General features: G+C 36.5%; 21 protein-coding genes. 9 read left to right on the top strand and 12 right to left on the bottom strand.

The genetic code is table 11. The features are described 5' to 3' along the window. Positions 1-226: 226 nt before the first annotated feature. The 3 genes from AB6B24_RS01280 to AB6B24_RS01270 form a co-directional block, all read right to left on the bottom strand. Positions 227-1,621, bottom strand: a complete 1,395-nt coding sequence (locus AB6B24_RS01280; protein ID WP_311803122.1) for an LCP family protein — start codon at positions 1,619-1,621, stop codon at positions 227-229. Between the two features lie 77 nt (positions 1,622-1,698). Next, complete coding sequence (gene cmk / locus AB6B24_RS01275) at positions 1,699-2,361, bottom strand: (d)CMP kinase (RefSeq protein WP_195936250.1); 663 nt, start codon at positions 2,359-2,361, stop codon at positions 1,699-1,701. A gap of 83 nt (positions 2,362-2,444) precedes the next feature. Continuing rightward, positions 2,445-2,963, bottom strand: a complete 519-nt coding sequence (locus AB6B24_RS01270) for an SAG1386/EF1546 family surface-associated protein (protein WP_311803123.1) — start codon at positions 2,961-2,963, stop codon at positions 2,445-2,447. Positions 2,964-3,009: 46 nt separating this feature from the next. On the opposite strand from AB6B24_RS01270, the gene AB6B24_RS01265 reads away from it, so the two are divergent. From AB6B24_RS01265 to AB6B24_RS01245, 5 genes are all read left to right on the top strand, one after another. Beyond that, positions 3,010-3,213, top strand: coding sequence for a ferredoxin (locus AB6B24_RS01265; protein WP_047205840.1), 204 nt, complete (start codon positions 3,010-3,012; stop codon positions 3,211-3,213). A 268-nt stretch (positions 3,214-3,481) separates the two neighbouring features. After that, the gene (locus tag AB6B24_RS01260; protein ID WP_003130898.1) at positions 3,482-4,471 is read left to right on the top strand and encodes a PTS sugar transporter subunit IIB; all 990 of its coding nucleotides are present in this window, start codon (positions 3,482-3,484) and stop codon (positions 4,469-4,471) included. Positions 4,472-4,549: 78 nt separating this feature from the next. Continuing rightward, positions 4,550-5,362, top strand: a complete 813-nt coding sequence (locus AB6B24_RS01255; RefSeq protein WP_038601699.1) for a PTS mannose/fructose/sorbose transporter subunit IIC — start codon at positions 4,550-4,552, stop codon at positions 5,360-5,362. Between the two features lie 18 nt (positions 5,363-5,380). Continuing rightward, positions 5,381-6,304, top strand: coding sequence for a PTS system mannose/fructose/sorbose family transporter subunit IID (locus AB6B24_RS01250; protein WP_015426887.1), 924 nt, complete (start codon positions 5,381-5,383; stop codon positions 6,302-6,304). A 142-nt stretch (positions 6,305-6,446) separates the two neighbouring features. Beyond that, positions 6,447-6,830: a DUF956 family protein gene (locus tag AB6B24_RS01245; RefSeq protein ID WP_003130895.1), complete on the top strand. Its 384-nt coding sequence runs from the start codon at positions 6,447-6,449 to the stop codon at positions 6,828-6,830. A 24-nt stretch (positions 6,831-6,854) separates the two neighbouring features. Here the strand turns inward: AB6B24_RS01245 and AB6B24_RS01240 are convergent, their stop codons facing one another. Next, the gene (locus tag AB6B24_RS01240; RefSeq protein WP_311803125.1) at positions 6,855-7,550 is read right to left on the bottom strand and encodes a YitT family protein; all 696 of its coding nucleotides are present in this window, start codon (positions 7,548-7,550) and stop codon (positions 6,855-6,857) included. Positions 7,551-7,711: 161 nt separating this feature from the next. Between AB6B24_RS01240 and AB6B24_RS01235 the strand changes: the two genes are divergently transcribed. The 4 genes from AB6B24_RS01235 to AB6B24_RS01220 all read left to right on the top strand — a co-directional run bounded on the left by AB6B24_RS01235 (position 7,712) and on the right by AB6B24_RS01220 (position 11,477). Continuing rightward, positions 7,712-8,071, top strand: a complete 360-nt coding sequence (locus AB6B24_RS01235; RefSeq protein ID WP_311803126.1) for a DUF956 family protein — start codon at positions 7,712-7,714, stop codon at positions 8,069-8,071. Positions 8,072-8,454: 383 nt separating this feature from the next. Further along, the gene (gene serS, locus AB6B24_RS01230; RefSeq protein ID WP_195229190.1) at positions 8,455-9,726 is read left to right on the top strand and encodes a serine--tRNA ligase; all 1,272 of its coding nucleotides are present in this window, start codon (positions 8,455-8,457) and stop codon (positions 9,724-9,726) included. A gap of 185 nt (positions 9,727-9,911) precedes the next feature. Next, positions 9,912-10,886: an LD-carboxypeptidase gene (locus AB6B24_RS01225; RefSeq protein WP_311803127.1), complete on the top strand. Its 975-nt coding sequence runs from the start codon at positions 9,912-9,914 to the stop codon at positions 10,884-10,886. A gap of 21 nt (positions 10,887-10,907) precedes the next feature. Then, positions 10,908-11,477, top strand: a complete 570-nt coding sequence (locus tag AB6B24_RS01220) for a histidine phosphatase family protein (protein ID WP_311803128.1) — start codon at positions 10,908-10,910, stop codon at positions 11,475-11,477. 94 nt (positions 11,478-11,571) lie between these two features. Here the strand turns inward: AB6B24_RS01220 and phoU are convergent, their stop codons facing one another. The 8 genes from phoU to smpB form a co-directional block, all read right to left on the bottom strand. Then, entirely contained in the window at positions 11,572-12,225 is a 654-nt protein-coding gene (phoU, locus tag AB6B24_RS01215) for a phosphate signaling complex protein PhoU (RefSeq protein WP_003130887.1), read from the bottom strand. A gap of 162 nt (positions 12,226-12,387) precedes the next feature. Continuing rightward, positions 12,388-13,149 carry a phosphate ABC transporter ATP-binding protein PstB gene (pstB, locus tag AB6B24_RS01210; protein ID WP_003130886.1) on the bottom strand — a complete coding sequence of 254 codons (762 nt, stop codon included), beginning with the start codon at positions 13,147-13,149 and terminating at the stop codon, positions 12,388-12,390. 165 nt (positions 13,150-13,314) lie between these two features. Beyond that, positions 13,315-14,124 carry a phosphate ABC transporter ATP-binding protein PstB gene (gene pstB, locus AB6B24_RS01205; protein ID WP_003130885.1) on the bottom strand — a complete coding sequence of 270 codons (810 nt, stop codon included), beginning with the start codon at positions 14,122-14,124 and terminating at the stop codon, positions 13,315-13,317. Between the two features lie 33 nt (positions 14,125-14,157). Then, positions 14,158-15,051: a phosphate ABC transporter permease PstA gene (gene pstA, locus AB6B24_RS01200; protein ID WP_311803129.1), complete on the bottom strand. Its 894-nt coding sequence runs from the start codon at positions 15,049-15,051 to the stop codon at positions 14,158-14,160. Next, the gene (gene pstC / locus AB6B24_RS01195) at positions 15,051-15,974 is read right to left on the bottom strand and encodes a phosphate ABC transporter permease subunit PstC (RefSeq protein ID WP_003130883.1); all 924 of its coding nucleotides are present in this window, start codon (positions 15,972-15,974) and stop codon (positions 15,051-15,053) included. The genes pstA and pstC overlap by 1 nt, the downstream gene beginning before the upstream one ends. Positions 15,975-16,093: 119 nt before the next feature. Next, a complete protein-coding gene (locus AB6B24_RS01190; RefSeq protein ID WP_029344245.1) occupies positions 16,094-16,945 on the bottom strand; it encodes a phosphate ABC transporter substrate-binding protein in 852 nt (283 codons plus the stop codon). Between the two features lie 346 nt (positions 16,946-17,291). Continuing rightward, entirely contained in the window at positions 17,292-18,188 is an 897-nt protein-coding gene (locus AB6B24_RS01185) for a phosphate ABC transporter substrate-binding protein (RefSeq protein WP_015426900.1), read from the bottom strand. 277 nt (positions 18,189-18,465) lie between these two features. Beyond that, positions 18,466-18,933 carry an SsrA-binding protein SmpB gene (smpB, locus tag AB6B24_RS01180; RefSeq protein ID WP_003130878.1) on the bottom strand — a complete coding sequence of 156 codons (468 nt, stop codon included), beginning with the start codon at positions 18,931-18,933 and terminating at the stop codon, positions 18,466-18,468. Between the last annotated feature and the right edge of the window lie 19 nt (positions 18,934-18,952).

Genomic DNA, 18,952 nt, shown 5'->3' with positions numbered 1-18,952 from the left:
CACGACTGTGTATAAAATTGTCAAAAAAGTAGTATAAATATAATTAAACATCATTGGATTAGACCTACTTATCTTATTATCATACTCATATCATATCATAAAAATACAAATTTATAATTTATTTATAAGCCATTAATCAATAACTAAAGAAAAAAATTGTCATCATTTTTTTCATATGAATATTTAAAATTAAAAATTACTAACAAAACTGTTAGTAATTTTTAATTTATTGACCAAGAAGTTCTTGGGCTTTCGCTTTGTATTTTGTCATATCAATTGAAAGTCCTAGACCTCCATACATATCATAGGCATTCTCCCAGTCATTGTTAGCTGGAATCGTTGTTGATTTTATACCATTTTTCATATCCAGAAGAGCTGTAATTCCTTTAGTTAAGAAAAATGAATTTGGAATATTCGTCATTGTAACTGCTCTTGTTGTTCCCAATGCACTTGAAGCAGTAAACAAGGAGAGTGGATTTTTCATTTTAGACATTACTGTTTCTAAAACTTGTTGTTGACGTTTTACTCGTCCATAATCTCCCTCATCATCATGACGGAATCGGGCATAATTCAAGAGCATTCGTCCATCCATTTTTTGAGTCCCTGGTTTAATCATCATAAATGTTCCACCACCATCAGGATAACCTAAAGCAGCTGCTTCTTCAGATGTCAAGTCTTTGTCACTTGAAACTTTTCCTTCTGTTGCAGCTAAATCATCGGGAACAGGTACGGCAGAAAGATTCTCACCATTCACAGTCGAAAATTTTGCATCAATTTTTAGGCCAGTTGGGAACAAAGAATCAATAATCGTTGCAAAACTTGAAAAATCGACGACTGCGTAATATTGACAATTAATGCCAAAGTTATTTTTCAGTGTCTCACTCATCAAATTCACACCCTGTTTATTGTATTGTTCTCCAATTGTAAAGGCAGAATTTATTTTTGAGTCTGGAGTATCACTAGAGCCGACATCAGGAATATTGACAAGGGTATCACGCATAAAGCTCACGATTTGTGTTTGATGATTCTTACCATTGACATGTAAAACCATAATAGTATCGGTATGAGCAACACCTGATGATTGCCATGGTCTTTGGTCTGCTCCTAACAAAAGAATATTTACAGAACCGTCCGAATTTTTTAAACTTGTGAACTTTTCTTGTTTAGCGACACTTCCCTCATGTTTAACGCCCCTTTGATATCCATAAACAAAGAAACCAATCATGACTGCAATAATCACAACAATAATTGTTAATATTGTTCTTAACCAGTGACGTTTTTTCTTCTTACCATATTTAGCTTTTTTAGAAGATTTACTTTCTTTTTTTGATGGTTTATTTCTATTGTTTTCTTGATTTGAAAAACTTTCTCGCGTATTTCTTCGACTAGCATTTCTACCATTAGAAGAGGAAGTATTTTTTTGAAAGCTTTCTGGTTCATAGTCGGAATATTCATATTCTGGCTCGACGTATTCTTCAAATTCTTCGGGTTCAGATTGATTTCCAGCTTTTTTTAGTTCATTGAGTAAGTCATAGTACTCTTGACGCTCTCGGATTGTGAGATAATTGATGTTATGTCTCAAGTATTCTAAGCGTTTATACTTTTTTTCATTCATTGTCATATTATTATATCAAAGTTTGATAATTCCTGCAAAATCTTACCAATCATTAGACTATCTAATAATTAAAAAGAACTCATTTACATGAGTTCTTTAGCTTTGTCTTCAATAAATTGAACAATTTCATTAATTGTTTTTCCAGTACTATCAAGTAGTATCGCATCTTCTGCTTGTTTCAAAGGAGAAAGTGCTCGTGTGCTATCTTTTCGGTCTCTTTCCGAAATTTCAATTTTCAAACGCTCAAGATCGGTTGGAATTCCTTTAGACAGATTTTCTTTATAACGTCGTTCAGCTCGTTCATCAACTGAAGCAACAAGGAAAATTTTCAAATCTGCCTTCGGTAAAACAACTGTTCCAATATCACGTCCATCCATGATAATTCCACCATTTTTAGCAATTCTTTGTTGTTCTGCAACCATGAATTCACGAATTTCGGTCATTGCTGAGATTTTAGAAACGGTATTTGTTACTTCATTTGTTCTAATCACTTCTGTAACATTCTCAGAGCCCATTAAAACTTCTTGACCTTTTTGACCATTCATAAAAGAAATTGGATTTTTTTCAATAAATTCAATGATTTCTTTTGCATCATTTGTTTCCTTTTGCAACGCAACAAAAGTAGCTACTCGATACATAGCGCCCGTGTCCAAATAAATTAAGTCAAGATTTCGTGCAATAATTTTAGCAACTGTTGATTTTCCACTTGACGCTGGACCGTCAATTGCGATTTGAATCTTTTTCATAGAATCTCTTTATTTACCTTATTTCCTATTTTAGTTCAATTTTTACTGACAGAATTATGTAAAAAGGTCTGTCAGTAATTTCTTTATTTTAATTTTAAAACTTGTCCAGCATGTATTGCAGAACCATCAGCATTGTATCCATCCTCTGTAATTCCATTCAAACTTGCAATCGTTGCCCAAGGAATTCCTGTCTTAGCTGCAATCGTACTTGGATAATCTCCGGTAGCAATTGTATAAGTTGTTCCAGACTCAGCGCTACTGCTAGATGATGAGGCAACTGTGCTGCTGCTACTAGCAGGTGGAGTCGCTTCTGTTGAGGAAGAGGCCGCGGCTTGACTGGTTGATTCTTCGGTTTTAGCTACTGATGAAGATTGATGAAAACTTTTTGCGATACTAGCTGTATTTCGTACTTGATTATTCCATAAAATAAAACCAATAGCTAGCCCAACAAGAATAAACATGAGGATAACGAGGAAAGTCAAAAAACGCGTTGTTAACGGACGTTTACTTTCATCTCTAGCTCTATCATGTCTTTTCATTTCAGTCGATTCTTCTTTCATCGCACGATAAATTTCATTATTCCAGGGTTCTTTTGTTGACACGACCTTTTCCTTTCAATTTTACTATTTTTTTATTATCATTTCCTATATGAAGATAAAAATAATTCCCAACAAATGTATCGCATGTGGTTTATGTAATCTCTATGCGCCAGAAGTTTTTGATTATCACGATAATGGAATCGTCAAATTTTATGATACGGAGGAAGTTCAAAAAGAATTTTCCGATGATAATTCACTTCTTTTAGCTATAAAGTCCTGTCCTACAGGAGCACTTAAAATCGAGAGAGATTAGTGCATTATTTTATCAACTACTATTCTACCATAAGTTTTTCAATTCCTGTTACTTTTCAAAAAGATTTATCTTACTTTGGTAATCTTTTTTTATTTATGGCCCAAAAAACGCTTTATAAAGCTATCTATACAAATTTTTTATAAAGGGTTTCCATTCCTTAAAAAACAAGTGTAATATTTTTATGAAAACATTTGCAAATATTGATTTGAAGTAGTATAATAACTAAGTAATAATTTTTATTATAATCTTATATAGGAGGTTACTCACATTGAGTATCGGAATTGTTATTGCGAGCCATGGTGAATTCGCCGCAGGCATCAAACAATCTGGTTCTATGATTTTCGGAGAGCAAGAAAAAGTACAAGTTGTTACTTTTATGCCTAGCGAAGGACCAACTGATTTGCATGCTAAAATCGAAGCTGCCATCGCAACATTTGATGCTGAAGATGAAGTACTTGTCCTTGCTGACTTATGGAGCGGTTCTCCATTTAATCAAGCAAGTGCAGTGATGGGTGAAAATCCAGAGCGCAAGATTGCTATCATCACAGGCCTCAACCTGCCTATGCTTATCCAAGCCTACACAGAACGCATGATGGATGCGTCTGCCGGGGTGGATAAAGTCGTAGCAAATATTATGAAAGAAGCCAAAGGCGGTATTAAAGTACTTCCTGAAGAACTTCAACCTGCTGAAGAAACTGCTGTTGCAGCTGCTCCGGCTGCTGTTCAAGGTGCGATTCCTGAAGGAACAGTCATCGGTGATGGTAAAATTAAAATTAACCTCGCTCGTATTGACTCACGTTTGCTTCACGGACAAGTTGCAACTGCTTGGACTCCAGACTCAAGAGCAAACCGCATCATCGTTGTTTCTGACACCGTTTCTAAAGATGAACTTCGTAAGAAGCTCATTGAACAAGCGGCTCCAACTGGTGTAAAAGCTAACGTTATACCAATTAAGAAAATGATTGAAGTTGCTAAAGATCCACGTTTTGGTGACACTAAAGCCCTTCTTCTTTTCGAAACTCCACAAGACGCTCTTGCAACAATCGAAGGTGGCGTACCAATTGAAACATTGAACGTTGGTTCTATGGCTCACTCAACTGGTAAAACAATGCTCAACAAAGTTCTTTCTATGGACAAAGATGACGTTGCTACTTTTGAAAAATTGCGTGACCTCGGAGTTAAATTCGACGTACGTAAAGTTCCAGCTGACTCTAAATCTGACCTCTTTGGTTTGATTAACAAAGCTGACGTACAATAATCAGAATATGCTCGTCTGATATTCTGATTACTAAAATTGAATATTAGGCAGCCAAATAATTAAGGAGATATAAAAAACATGGAATACGGTGTTTTATCTGTAATCTTGGTCATTGTTGTTGCCTTCCTTGCTGGTCTTGAAGGTATCCTTGACCAATGGCAATTCCACCAACCAATTATCGCCTGCTCGCTCATCGGTATTGTTACCGGTCATGCTTCTGCAGGGATTATCCTCGGTGGTTCACTTCAATTGATCGCTCTTGGTTGGGCTAACGTTGGTGCCGCTGTCGCACCCGATGCTGCCCTTGCCTCTATCGCATCATCTATCTTGATGGTTCAATCAAATAACTTTGATTTGACTCACATCATGGGTACTATCGTTCCTGCTGCTATCTTGCTTGCAACTGCTGGTCTTGTATTGACTACTCTTGTACGTATGCTTTCAGTTGTGCTCGTTCACCAAGCTGACCGTGCTGCTGAAAAAGGTTCATACTCAGGTGTTGAAATGTGGCACTTCATCGCGCTTATCTGTCAAGGTTTGCGTATTGCTATCCCTGCTGGACTTCTTTTGGTTATCTCACCAGATGCTATCCAAAAAGCACTTGCTGCTATTCCTCCAGTTATCTCTGGCGGTCTTGCTGTCGGTGGTGGGATGGTTGTTGCCGTTGGTTATGCAATGGTTATCAACCTTATGGCTACTCGTGAAGTATGGCCATTCTTCTTCCTTGGTTTCGCTCTCGCACCAATCTCTGAATTAACATTGATTGCAACTGGTGTCCTCGGTGTTGTTATCGCTATCGTTTACCTTAACCTCCAAGCTTCTGGTGGTTCTGGAAATGGTACTGCATCTTCATCAGGTGACCCAATTGGCGACATCTTGAACGACTACTAAGAAAGGAGGATCTAAAAAATGTCTGAAAATAAAGTAACTCTTGATAAGAAAATCCGTCGTAGCGTTATGTGGCGTTCAATGTTCCTCCAAGGTTCTTGGAACTACGAACGTATGCAAAATGGTGGTTGGGCTTACTCGCTCATCCCAGCATTGAAAAAACTCTACCCTTCTGGCGAAGAAGCTAAAGAAGCTTTGAAACGTCACTTGGAATTCTTTAATACTCACCCATACGTTGCCGCTCCTATCATCGGTGTAACTCTTGCCCTTGAAGAAGAACGTGCTAACGGTGCTGATATCGATGATGCCGCTATTCAAGGGGTTAAAGTTGGTATGATGGGTCCTCTTGCCGGTATCGGTGACCCTGTCTTCTGGTTTACAGTACGTCCTATCGTTGGTGCGATTGCAGCTTCATTGGCTACTGGTGGATCAATTATCGCTCCACTCTTCTTCTTCATCGTGTGGAACGCTATCCGTATCGCTTTCTTGTGGTACACTCAAGAATTTGGTTATAAATCAGGTTCTGCAATCACTAAAGACCTTGGTGGAGGACTTCTCCAAACTGTTACTAAAGGTGCATCTATCCTTGGTATGTTCGTCCTTGGTGTATTGATTCAACGTTGGGTTACAATTAACTTTAATGGTCCTAACGCTGTTGTTTCAAAAATTCCTTTACAAAAAGGTGCTTACGTAGAATTCCCTAAAGGTTCTGTATCTGGTACACAACTTCATGATATTCTTGGTCAAGTAGGTAACAAACTTTCTCTTGATCCTACAAAAGTAACTTATCTTCAAGATAACTTGAATCAATTGATTCCTGGTCTTGCTGGTTTGCTTATCACATTCCTTTGCATGTGGTTGCTTAAGAAAAAAGTTTCTCCAATCGTTATTATCTTTGGTCTCTTCGTCGTGGGTATCCTCGGTCGTTGGGCTCAAATCATGTAATCGATTTGGTATAAAAAAATCAGTCTTTGGATTGATTTTTTTATTTTATTTTTCTCTAATAAATTGAAGTATTTAAGGCAAGTAAAGCGTTTTTATGGTATAATGGTTTTTAGATTATTAATCTAGGAAATGGAGAGAATCTGTGGCTCAATCACTAAATACTAAGGCTGATTATTCAACAGAAGGAATTGCTTATTTAGGTTTTGCTGAATATGGAAAAATTCTGATTGGCGATGTTGCTTTTGAGTTTTATAATGACCGAAATGTTGAAAAAAATATGACTTTTCCTTGGACGGCAGTGGCTCGTGTTGAGGGTGATGTTTCAAAATCCCTCAAAGGTGAGGTAAAAGTTGGTCGACAATTTTCAATCGTTTTACAAAATGGCTCTAAGGTTCGATTCTCATCGAAAAACTCAGGAACTGTTTTGAAATGGATTCGTCATTATTTAGGAAACGATAAAGTGGTTAAATCCCCTAGTTTCCTCGGAACTTTTAAAAATGCTTTTAAGAGAAAGAAGAAAAAATAAAAATCCCAATCTGGGATTTTTTTGTTAGTTAGAGCAAGAACATTCATTAGTTGTGCAAGAACAGCTTGACTCATTTTTTATTAATCCAACTTTTTGTAAAATTTGTTGGCGGTATGAGGGTCGTCCGATGAAACGTGTGACTTTACTGAAGATGTAACAAGATAAGAGTGTGACGAAAAAATTTGGAAGGGCAAGATAAGTCACGACTGCTAATAGCATAACTACAATATCAATACCAAAGAGCGTTTTATCTATTTGCACTTTCCACTTGTTTTCAAAAAGTCGCGCAAGTAGAATAGAGCCGCCAAAGGTTCCTTGTGATAGAACAACTAAACCTGCACCAATTCCTGAGAGGATTCCGTCTATAATTCCCACAGTAATCAATGAGTCCATTTGAAAGCCAGTAATTCCTATGGCTTCATAAATCAGCATCCATCCGCTCATGGCCAGCGCTCCAGGAATGGTCAGTAACAATTCCCGCTGCTCAAGTAGTTTCCAACTCAAAAGAAAGAGTGGAATATTGACTGCAAAAAAAGTCAAAGCTGGATTCATTCCGAAAACAAAGTGAATAAATACTGAAAATCCTGCGATTCCATTGCTGGCCATCGCGTTAGGAACGACAAAAAGTTGAATAGAGAGAATATAAAGGCCTACACCAACTAGTAGTATGAATAGATCTCTGAAAAATAGTCTATCAATTTTTACTCCGATTAAAGTCATTTTACCTCCTTTATTAGTTTTTTCTTATAATCTAATGATAACATTTTTATATTTATTCTTTAAACCATATCCCTCGTTGGTCCCATATTTATTATCTTCTTTAGTTCTTGATATAATTTAGATATGTTATAATACAGGTATAAACGGAAATGAGGACGATTTTGGCAACTAAAAATTCTGAAATTTTTTATGAAACAAAAGGAACAGCCTATTTAGGTGTGGTTGAAAATGGAAAAATTATCTTGGGTGATGCTGGTTTTGAATTTGAATATAAAAATCCACGCCGAGGACAAAATATTTTCTTTACTTGGACAAGTATTAAAAGCGCCGAAGTTGATGTTTCAATCAGTGGAAAACTTGGTCAGCAGTTTTCTTTGATTTTAGACACTCAAGCTAAGGTACGATTTTCTTCTAAGGATTCCGGATCTATTTTGAAAAAAGTTGCTGAATATGTGGGTAAAGAAAATATTGTCAGAGCACCTAGTTTGCTTGACCCTTTCCGTCGTGCTTTCAAAAAGTAATGATTGATTTTAAAATGATGATTTTAAAAATTTTTGACAAAGTAATTCACAAAATGGTAAAATAAATCTAGAAATGGGTCTTATTAAATTTTTTTAGAGAGCTTGTGGTGCTGAAAACAAGTAAAATGAAATAATGACTTTCTACTTCTGTTAATTTTCTCATGAAAATGAGAACGTCTGCTTACGTTACAAGCGACTTGAGTTCTATTTTTACTGACAGCTTGAATATCAGTTTTCGTCAGTAAATAAATAGATAATTTAGGTGGAACCGTGCGATTACCGCGCCCTAATTCTTTTTGAATTTGGGTGCTTTTTTTCTACTGACAGAACTTTTTCTAAAATATTCTTGTCAGTAAGTTTTATATAAAAATAAAGGAGAGCTTATGCTTGATATTAAAAAAATTCGTGCTGATTTTGACGGTGTTGCTGCAAAATTAGCCACTCGTGGTGTTGAAAAAGAGAAACTTGAAAAACTTCATGACTTAGACATTAAACGTCGTGAACTCATTGTAAAATCTGAGGCTTTGAAAGCTGAACGTAATAGCGTTTCTGATGAAATTTCTCAAGTAAAACGTGCAAAAGGCGATGCCAGCGCACAAATTGCTGCAATGCAAAAAGTTTCTGCTGAAATCAAAGCCATTGATGCTGAACTTGCTGAAATCGAAGAAAACTTGAATGAAATCATTATCATGTTGCCAAATCTTCCTCATGAAAGTACACCAATTGGTGCTGATGAAGATGATAATGTTGAGGTTCGTCGTGTTGGTCAAACTCCAACTTTCAATTTTGAACCTAAAGCTCACTGGGATTTGGGTGAAGATTTAGGAATTTTGGATTGGGAACGTGGTGGTAAAGTCACTGGTTCACGCTTCCTTTTCTACAAAGGTGCTGGCGCAAGACTTGAACGTGCACTTTATAACTTCATGCTTGATGAGCACGGTAAAGAAGGTTATACTGAAATGATTACTCCTTATATGGTTAATCAAGAATCAATGTTTGGAACGGGTCAATATCCTAAATTTAAAGAAGACACTTTTGAATTGAAAGATGACCGTGGTTTTGTTTTAATTCCAACTGCTGAAGTTCCTTTGACTAACTACTATCGTGGGGAAATTTTGGATGGCGCAGAATTGCCAATCAAATTCACAGCAATGAGTCCTTCTTTCCGTTCTGAAGCTGGTTCTGCTGGTCGTGATACTCGTGGTTTGATTCGTTTGCACCAATTCCATAAAGTTGAAATGGTTAAATTTGCTAAACCTGACCAATCTTATGATGAACTTGAAAAAATGACAGCAAACGCTGAAAATATTCTGCAAAAATTGGGTCTTGCTTACCGTGTTGTAGCTTTATCAACTGGTGACATGGGATTCTCTGCCGCTAAAACTTATGATTTAGAAGTTTGGATTCCTGCACAAAATACTTACCGTGAAATTTCTTCATGTTCAAACTGTGAAGATTTCCAAGCCCGTCGTGCCCAAATTCGTTATCGTGACGAAGATGGTAAAGTTCAACTCCTTCACACTTTGAATGGTTCTGGACTTGCTGTTGGACGTACTGTGGCTGCTATTCTTGAAAATTATCAAAATGAAGATGGCTCAATCACTGTTCCTGAAGTTCTTCGTCCATATATGGGTGGACTTGAAGTAATTAAATAATAAAAAAATCTACTGACAGAAATTTTTTGGACTTGTCAGTAGATTTTTTTGTTTAAGAATACTGACAGAATTTCTGTCAGTAACTTTCAAAAAAAACCTAAATTAAAATCTTTAAATATTTTTGATGACAATGCTGTCAGTAAATGCTATAATTAGTTCAATTTACTGACGGAGGGCTTGGGTGAATGAATAAAATATTTCCTAAAAAATTACAAGAGGGGGATGAAATCCGTGTGATTTCACCTAGTTCTTCTTTGACTCGGACTGGAAAATTTGAAGATAAATTAAAAGCAAAAGCTCGTCTTGAAGCACTTGGTTATCAGGTTACTTTTGGTCAGCATATTTTAGAAAATGATTTGCTTGAATCAAGTTCGATTAATTCACGACTTTCAGATTTCCATGCAGCATTTTCAGAACCTAATGTTAAAGCTGTTTTATGTACCATTGGTGGCTTTAACTCTAATGAACTTCTTCCTTATATTGATTGGAATATTGTAAAAAATAATCCTAAAATTTTCTGTGGATTTTCTGATATCACTGTTCTTCACCAAGCGATTTTCGCTAAAACTGGCTTGGTCACTTACTATGGTCCAGGTTATATCGCCTTTTTAATGGATGAATTACAAGACTTTCAAACTAATTCTTGGAAAAATGCAGTCGCTGGTCAGTCAACTTATTCTTTAAATGCCAGCGATTTTTACACGAGTGATGCTTGGTATGACCCCACTCAAGCTCGTCATCTTCTGCCTGCTGCTTGGAAAATATATAACCATGGCAAAGCGACAGGAGAAATTATTGGCGGAAATCTAAATACCTTGATGCTTGTGACAGGAACCAGTGCTCAGGTCAAATCCAATCAACCAATTGCTTTTTTAGAAAATGCTGAAGGTGAAGATTTTTATGATTGGGACCGAGAATTAGCTCATTTTTTACAAGTTTATCCTAACATTTCTGCCTTAGTCATTGGTCGTTTTCCTAAGGAAGAGGGGATGACCGAGGAAATTTTACACTTTATTTTAGATAAATATCCTCATTTAAAAACAATTCCAGTCGTTTATGATGTCGATTTTGGACATACTCAACCTATTTTTACTTTCCCTCTGGGAGGGCAAGCAGAAATTTCTACACAGCCTTTAAAAATTGAAATCTTAGAAGGCTAGAACATCAAAAAGGAGAGTCACATGACTGAAGTTTATTTTATTCGACATTCTCTTAGAGATAATGCAGCCTATGACGATATGGATGTTCCGCTGACTGCCGAGGGTGAAAAACGCGCACTTATCTTGGCTGATGCTTTTGCAAATGTATCAATCGAGCAAATTTTTTCCAGTCCATTTCAACGTTCTGTTCGTACCCTGAATCCTCTTGCTCACTCTAAAAATCTTGAAATTCAACTCATTTCTGATTTGAGAGAAAGAAATGTTGGCCATGAAATAGCTGATTTTTGGCCCTTTGCTAAGCGACAATGGAATGATTTTGATTATAAGTTTTCTGATGGAGAATCCTTACGTGAAGTTCAAAATCGTAATATTTCAGCCCTTGAACAGATTTTAGCAACTTCTAACAATCAAAAAGTTGCAATTGGAACACATGGTACTTCTCTTTCTACCATTTTAAATTTTTATCAACCAGACTTTCAATTTCAAGATTTTCAATCTTTAGCTGGAAAGATGCCCTATGTCATCAAAATGGACTTTGCTGAAAATAAATATCTGACCCACCAAGTCATTGAAATTGATTATGAGCAATAAAAAAAGTTACTGACAGAACTGCCAGGATATTCGTAATGTACTAAAGTACAAACGACTATCCTATGACAGCAATTCTTGTCAGTAACTTTTTATTTTACAGTTCAATAATGTTTCCAGAATTCAAGTAAACAATCCACTCACAGAGATTGACCGCATAACCGGTAATTCGTTCTAAGTAAACCAGTGTCAACAAGTATTCTTTACCTGTTGTTACTGTTTCAGAGTTTTCCTTCATTCCGTCAAGAATTTTTTCTTGAATTTCATGACTCATACTTTTGATGACATATTGTTGTTCAGCAATTTCATGAGCCCGTTTATCATTGCCTTGAATATAAGCATTGAGTGAAGCATCAACGATAGATTTAACTTTTTCACCGAGTAAGCTAATATCTTCTTCAACCACGTGAATTCTTTCTTCACCTTTAAGTGAAATGGTTGCCTTAGCAATAGATGCAACGTGGTCACCCATTCTCTCAAGGTCAGATGACGCTTTTAGAACGGTGATGATTGTTCTTAAATCGCTAGAAACCGGTTGTTGAAGTGCAATCATTTCTAATGATTGATTTTCAAGACTTTTTTCTTGGTCATTAATGGCATGGTCGCCTTCAATGACTTGTTCAGCCAAATCACGATCATGGCTAACAAAGGCACGAACGGCCTTATTCAATTGAGCAGAAACTTGCGTGCCCATTGAGTAAAATTGATTATGAAGTTTATTAAGATCTTCTTCAAATTGTGTACGCAACATAATTACCCCTCTTTGTTTTTATAGTAATGTTATTATGATACATTCATTTAAATCAACGCTATTTCGCTTTCTTTAATGAATGCTAATGAAATATCTCGCTTCGCCTTTTGGCTAGACGGTCCATTCTATTTTAAAGTCAGCATCAAAGGCTGTCAGTAAAATTTATCCAAATTTACCAGAAATATAATCAGAAGTTTCTTGTTTTTCTGGATTTAAGAAAATACTTTTCGTATCATTATACTCAATCAGATTTCCGTCTAACATAAAGGCGGTACGGTCTGAAATTCGTGATGCTTGTTGCATACTATGTGTAACAATCGCGATTGTATAATCTTTTTTTAGTTCAAGCATGGTTTCTTCGACACGAGCCGCTGAAATTGGGTCAAGGGCTGATGTTGGTTCGTCCATTAGGATAATTTCAGGATTGACAGCAAGGACACGTGCGATACAAACCCTTTGTTGTTGCCCGCCTGAAAGACCAAGTGCTGAACTGTGCAAAATATCCTTAACTTCATCCCAAATATTGGCTGCTTTGAGTGAGTTTTCCACCACTTCATCAAGAAGTGCTTTATCTTTCACTCCTTTTAAGCGCAATCCATAAACCACATTTTCATAAATTGAAAATGGAAAGGGATTGGGTTGTTGGAAAACCATGCCAATTTCTTTACGTAAATCAACAGTATCAACTTTAGGACTGTAAATATTTTTACCTTTATAATCAATGGCTCCAGTAATTGTTACTGTCGGAATCAAATCATTCATTCGATTGATTGAACGTAAAAGCGTTGATTTTCCACATCCTGATGGACCAATGAGTGCTGTAATTTCATTCTTGTAGAATGTCATGTTTATCGTATTCAACGCTTTTTTCTTGCTGTAATAAAGCGATAAGTCGCTGACGGTTAAAACTGCTTCTTTTTCCATATTTTACCTTTTTATAAGTTACTGATAGAACTACTAGCACATTCGTAATGTACTAAAGTACAAACGACTGTCCTATGACGGACAAGTTTTTCGACAAATCAAGAATCCGTCAGTAGTTTTTTTACTAACGAAAATTCCGTCAGTAATTTTAAACTTTATTTTCTCTTAACCAAAGTGACCAGAAACATAATCTTCTGTTGATTGCAAACTAGGTTGAGTAAAAATTGTGCTTGTTTTATCATACTCAATCAAATCTCCTGAATAGAAGAAAGCTGTATTGTCAGAGGCCCGAGAAGCCTGAGCCATATTGTGAGTCACAATGATAATCGTATAATTTTCTTTAAGTTCCATCATTGTTTCTTCAATTTGCATTGTTGAAATTGGGTCAAGAGCTGACGCTGGTTCATCCATCAAAATAATTTCTGGTTTTACTGACAATGCTCTTGCAATACATAAGCGCTGTGCTTGTCCACCGGACATGGCAAGTGCTGATTGATTAAGATTATCTTTTACTTGATCCCACAAAGCAGCTTGCTTCAATGAAGTTTCAACAATCTCATCCAGTTTTTTTCTGTCTCTCACGCCATCACGACGATGAATGAAGGCAATATTTTCATAAATTGATTTTGGAAATGGATTAGGTCTTTGGAAAACCATCCCAATTTGCTTACGAACTTCAAAAACATTCACTTTATTTTCGTTAATATTGACCCCTTCATAATTGATTTCGCCAGTCACCCGAGCGCCATCAATCGTGTCATTCATGCGATTCAAAGCACGTAAATAGGTTGATTTACCAGAACCGGAAGGGCCAATAAGTGCTGTGATTTCATTTTTAGGAAAAGACATTGTCACGCCATGGATTGCTTCTTTTGTTCCGTTATAGAAAACACGCAAATCATTTGTTGATAATGCAATTTCTTCTTTCTCAGGCACCATAATTTTGCGCTGAGACCAGTCATATGTTGTTGCCATAATTATTCTTTCTCTATAAAATCTTTGATTTTCTTAGTTAGAAGATGTTAACTTCTTGTGAATTCGATTTCCAAGGAAACGCGCCCCCAAGTTAAAGAGGAGAACAAAGATAATCAATACTGCTGAAGCTCCTGCAGAAATTTGTTGTGCTGTTGAAATCGTTCCTTCGGTATTAAGTGCCCAGATATGAACAGCCAAAGTTTCAGCTGGTCTGAAAAGTGAGAGTGGCGAAGTCAAGCTCATCGGATTCCAGTTTGCCCAGTTAATTGGTAAGTTCGTTTGTCCAGCAGTGTAAATCAAAGCCGCAGCTTCACCAAAAACACGTCCTGAAGATAAGATAACCCCAGTAATGATTCCGGGCACAGCAGCTGGTAAAATGACTTGTGTTGCCGTTTCCCAACGTGACATTCCGAGTGCCAAACCACCTTCACGTTGTGAAGTTGGAATTGCTCGAAGTGATTCTTCAACATTCCGAGTCATCAATGGTAAGTTGAACACAGTCAGTGCCAAGGCACCTGATAGAACTGAGAAACCAAGACCAAATTGTAATACGAAAATTAACATCCCGAAAAGTCCAACAACGATTGAAGGAAGTGAAGATAAAACTTCAATAGCTGAGCGAACAACACCAGTTACCCAATGTTTTTGATTCGCATACTCAGACAGATAAATTCCTGCGCCAAGTGATAAAGGAACAGAAATAATCAAAGTGACAATCAAAAGGTAAACAGAGTTAAAAAGTTGGACAGCAATCCCACCACCTGTCAATGGATTTGACGCGGTGATGATAAATTTAGGATCTTTAAAGATAACTGGCAAACCTTTAATTAAAATATAAGCCAGTAAAAAAGCGAGGATAAGAACAATGATGCCAGAAAGGACGTAAAGGACACCAGTGGCAATCTTGTCAGAGCGTTTAGCGTTCATTATTTAAGACTTCCTTTCTTAGCAATAGCACGCATTGCGAGGTTGAAAAAGAGTGACATAATCAAAAGGAGTAAGGCAAGTGACCAAAGTGCATTCAATTGAATACCAGGTGTTGCATTTGGAATTCCTGATGTCAAGATTGAAGTCAAGGTTGAAGCTGGTGAAATCAAATCTTTTGGCATCATTACAGCATTACCTACCACCATTTGAATAGCAAGAGCTTCACCAAAAGCACGCGCCATTCCAAAGATAACAGCGGTCAAAATCCCTGGTGTTGCGGCTCTTAGAAGAACACGCCAAATTGTTTGCCAACGCGTTGCACCAAGTCCGAGTGACGCTTCTTTATAATAAGAAGGGACAGCTTTCATAGCATCCACAGTCATTGAAGTTACAGTTGGTAAAATCATGACAAAGAGTACAAACACACCTGACAAAAGACCCAAACCAGTTCCACCAAAAACATTACGAATGGCTGGAACAACAACAGTCAAACCAATGAAGCCATAAACAACTGAAGGAATACCAACAAGGAGTTCAATGACAGGTTGCAAAATTTTCTTACCATATTTTGGTGAAATTTCTGTCATATAAATTCCCGCACCAATCGCAAATGGAGTGGCAACAAGGGCTGAAAGTACAGTAACAATCAATGACCCCGTGAACATTGGCAATGCGCCAACTGCAGGTTTACCGTCAGGGCCAAGATTACCTGGTGACCAATTTGTTCCAAAAAGGAAACGGAAAGGATTAACACCATCTGAATAGAAAGTTGACAGACCTTTTTGAGCAACAAAGACAAGAATTGCACCTACAACGAAGACAATAAGGGCAATACATAAGAAAGTTAAACTCTTACCAAATTTTTCAAGTCTTGAATTTTTATTGCTTGAAAGCAATTTTTCTTTGATTTTTGAATTTTCCATAGGGACCTAACTATTTTTGTTAATTTGCATCTATCTGATTAATGCAAATGAAGTTATTGATTAAACTTATTGTGACTAATTTTTTTACTGACGGAGGTAAGTTTAATTTCCATCAGTAATTATTTAATTTTTTCAACATTTCCTTTAGCATCACGGTCAACCTTCATTTCAGAAACACGGATATAACCAAGCTGCTCTAAGGTTTTCTTATCATTTTGAACGTATTTGATAAATTTATTTTCGATTGTGTTCTTACGAGATTTGTTGGTGTACATATGCTCATATGACCAAATTTTCCATGCATTAGTTTTTACATTGTCATAAGTTGGCGCAACACCATCAACATTAACCGCCTTTACACCGGGTTTATTGGTGTAACTGAAAGCAACATATGAAATAGCCCCTGGCGTTTGCCCAACTAATTGGACAACAGAACCTGAAGCATCTTGAGTTGGACCATTCACTTCTGTGGCGCCATTCAAAGCATATTTATCAAAATTTACTCGCGTTCCTGAACCAGCAGTACGACCAATGACAGTAATTTTTTGGTCTTGGCCTCCTACTTCTTTCCAGTTGGTAATTTTACCAGTGAAAATATCAATCAGTTCTTGTTGAGTCAAATTTGAAACTTTTAACTTTTTGTTGATAATTGGTGCAAAACCAATGACAGCAACTTTATGGTCAATAATTTTATCAACTGCTATTCCTGATTTTTCTTCAGCGAAAATATCAGAATTCCCAATCTGGAAAGAACCAGCCGCAACTTGAGCCAATCCAACACCAGAACCACCACCTTGAACCATAATAATTTCATCAGGATTTTGCTTCATATATGCCATAGAAGCATGTTCAACCATGGGTTGCAAGGCAGTTGAGCCACCTGCTGTGACCTGTTTATTTCCAGAACCACAAGCTGCCAATGCAAATAAACTCACACTGGCCATCAAAGCAATAAAAATTTTCTTCTTCATAGCTTAATTATACCATAATGGCCTATCAATGAGCGGTTGATGATAGCGTTCTTATGTAAATGTTTTGTAAATAATACGGGAAAATGCCCAACTCTGAAAAAGAGTGAGCAATTTCCTGTCTTTTAGGGAAAGAATTATGAAGAAAAATTTAAAGATCGTCTCTCATCAGTTCATCCTGTTTATGTTCACTGATAAAATTTTTATAAAAAAGGAGTCAAACTTTAAAATTTTAATTTATGAAGAAGAAAATTTTTATTGCTTTGAATCCTATGGTTATAAACTAATTTATTAATTGTTAAATTTACTGACAGACATAAATTATTTTGAAATTGACTTACTGTCAGTATTATTTTTTAGTGATATTTCCGTCAGCGTCACGTTCAACTTTCATGTCACTGATTGGAATGTATCCCAATTTTTTGATGTCTTTTTTGTTTTCTGCCACGTATTTAATGAAAGCTTTATCTGCTGCAGTTTCTTTCTTAGTATTGGTGTACATATGTTCGTAAGACCAAACTTTGTAGTCATTAGTTACGACATTTGCTTCTGTTGGCTCAACACCATCAATTGAAATATCTTTGATGTCTTTACTTGTATCAACATAAGAAAGTGCCACATATGAAATCGCTCCTGGTGTTTGACCAACCATTTGAACAACTGAACCTGAAGCATCTTGTGTTGGGCCTTTAACCTCTGTTGCTCCACCAAGTGCGAATTTATCAAAGTTTACGCGAGTTCCAGAACCCTCAGTCCGTCCGATAACCGTAATTTTTTGGTCTGAACCGCCCACATCTTTCCAGTTTGTCACCTTACCTGTGAAGACATCTTGCAATTGTTGAGAAGTTAAGTTTTTAACATCAATTTTTGCGTTAACAATCGGTGCAAAACCTACAACCGCTACTTTATGGTCAGTAATTGCAGAAGCATCAATTCCTGATTTTTCTTCAGCAAAAATATCAGAGTTCCCAATTTGGAAAGAACCAGCTGCAACTTGTGTCAAACCAACACCAGAACCACCACCTTGCACAGTCACTTGAACACCAGTATTTTTTGCCATAAATTCTGTTGACGATTGTTGTGCTAATGGTTGAAGAGCAGTTGAACCTCCAGCAATAATTTTTCCTGACAGAGCTTTGTCAGAAGAACTTGAGCTACTTGATGATGAGCCGTTTGATGAACCACAAGCTGCCAAAGTTAACAATGCACCAGCAGTAATAAGACCAACAAGAATTTTCTTTTTCATGAGAAGTTTCTCCAATTAATTTCTAAATAAGTTGTTAAGCGTTTTTGCTTACAAAACTATTCTATCATCGAAAGAAGGCACTGGGTGTAAACACTTAGTAAATACAAGGTAAATGGATTGTAAACGATATTTTTATCTTGAAAACTTTTTACTGACGGTAAATCTATCAATAAAATATGACAAAGGGAGCATATTTTAGCTATAGATAAAAGAATTATCAGCAAGCCGACAATTCTGTCAGTAAAAAAATCACTGACAGATTTTATCAGTGATTTCTTTAACGGTTGTAAGCTTTAATTTGTCTTGCAATATCCCGATTTTGTTCTTTACGTTTGAGCGTTTCACGCTTATCGTAATCTTTCTTACCACGGGCAAGCCCCATCAAAACCTTAGCAAAGCCATTTTTTAAATAAACTTTTAAAGGAATAAAAGTAATTCCTGTCCCTGACAATTCCTTATCAATCTTAGCAATTTCTTTTTTATTTAGTAATAGTTTTCGCGTACGTAATTCTTCAACATTAAAAATATTGCCCTGCTCAAAAGGAGCAATATGAACATTTGATAACCAAACTTCTCCATTACGAACTCTGGCAAATCCATCTTTTAATTGAATTTTTGCCTGACGAACAGACTTAATCTCCGTTCCTGTCAGCACAATTCCTGCTTCAAAAGTTTCGTAAATTTCATAATCATGCCGAGCCTTTTTGTTCTGAGCTAAAGGCTTATCTTCTGTATTTTTTACCATGCCCTCATTTTACCACAAA

Origin of the sequence: Lactococcus sp. AK05 (assembly GCF_041026685.1) — a bacterium.
Lineage (GTDB): Bacteria > Bacillota > Bacilli > Lactobacillales > Streptococcaceae > Lactococcus > Lactococcus lactis.
Note: the sequence above shows the minus strand (reverse complement) of the source record. Positions and strands in the feature narration are given on the sequence as shown.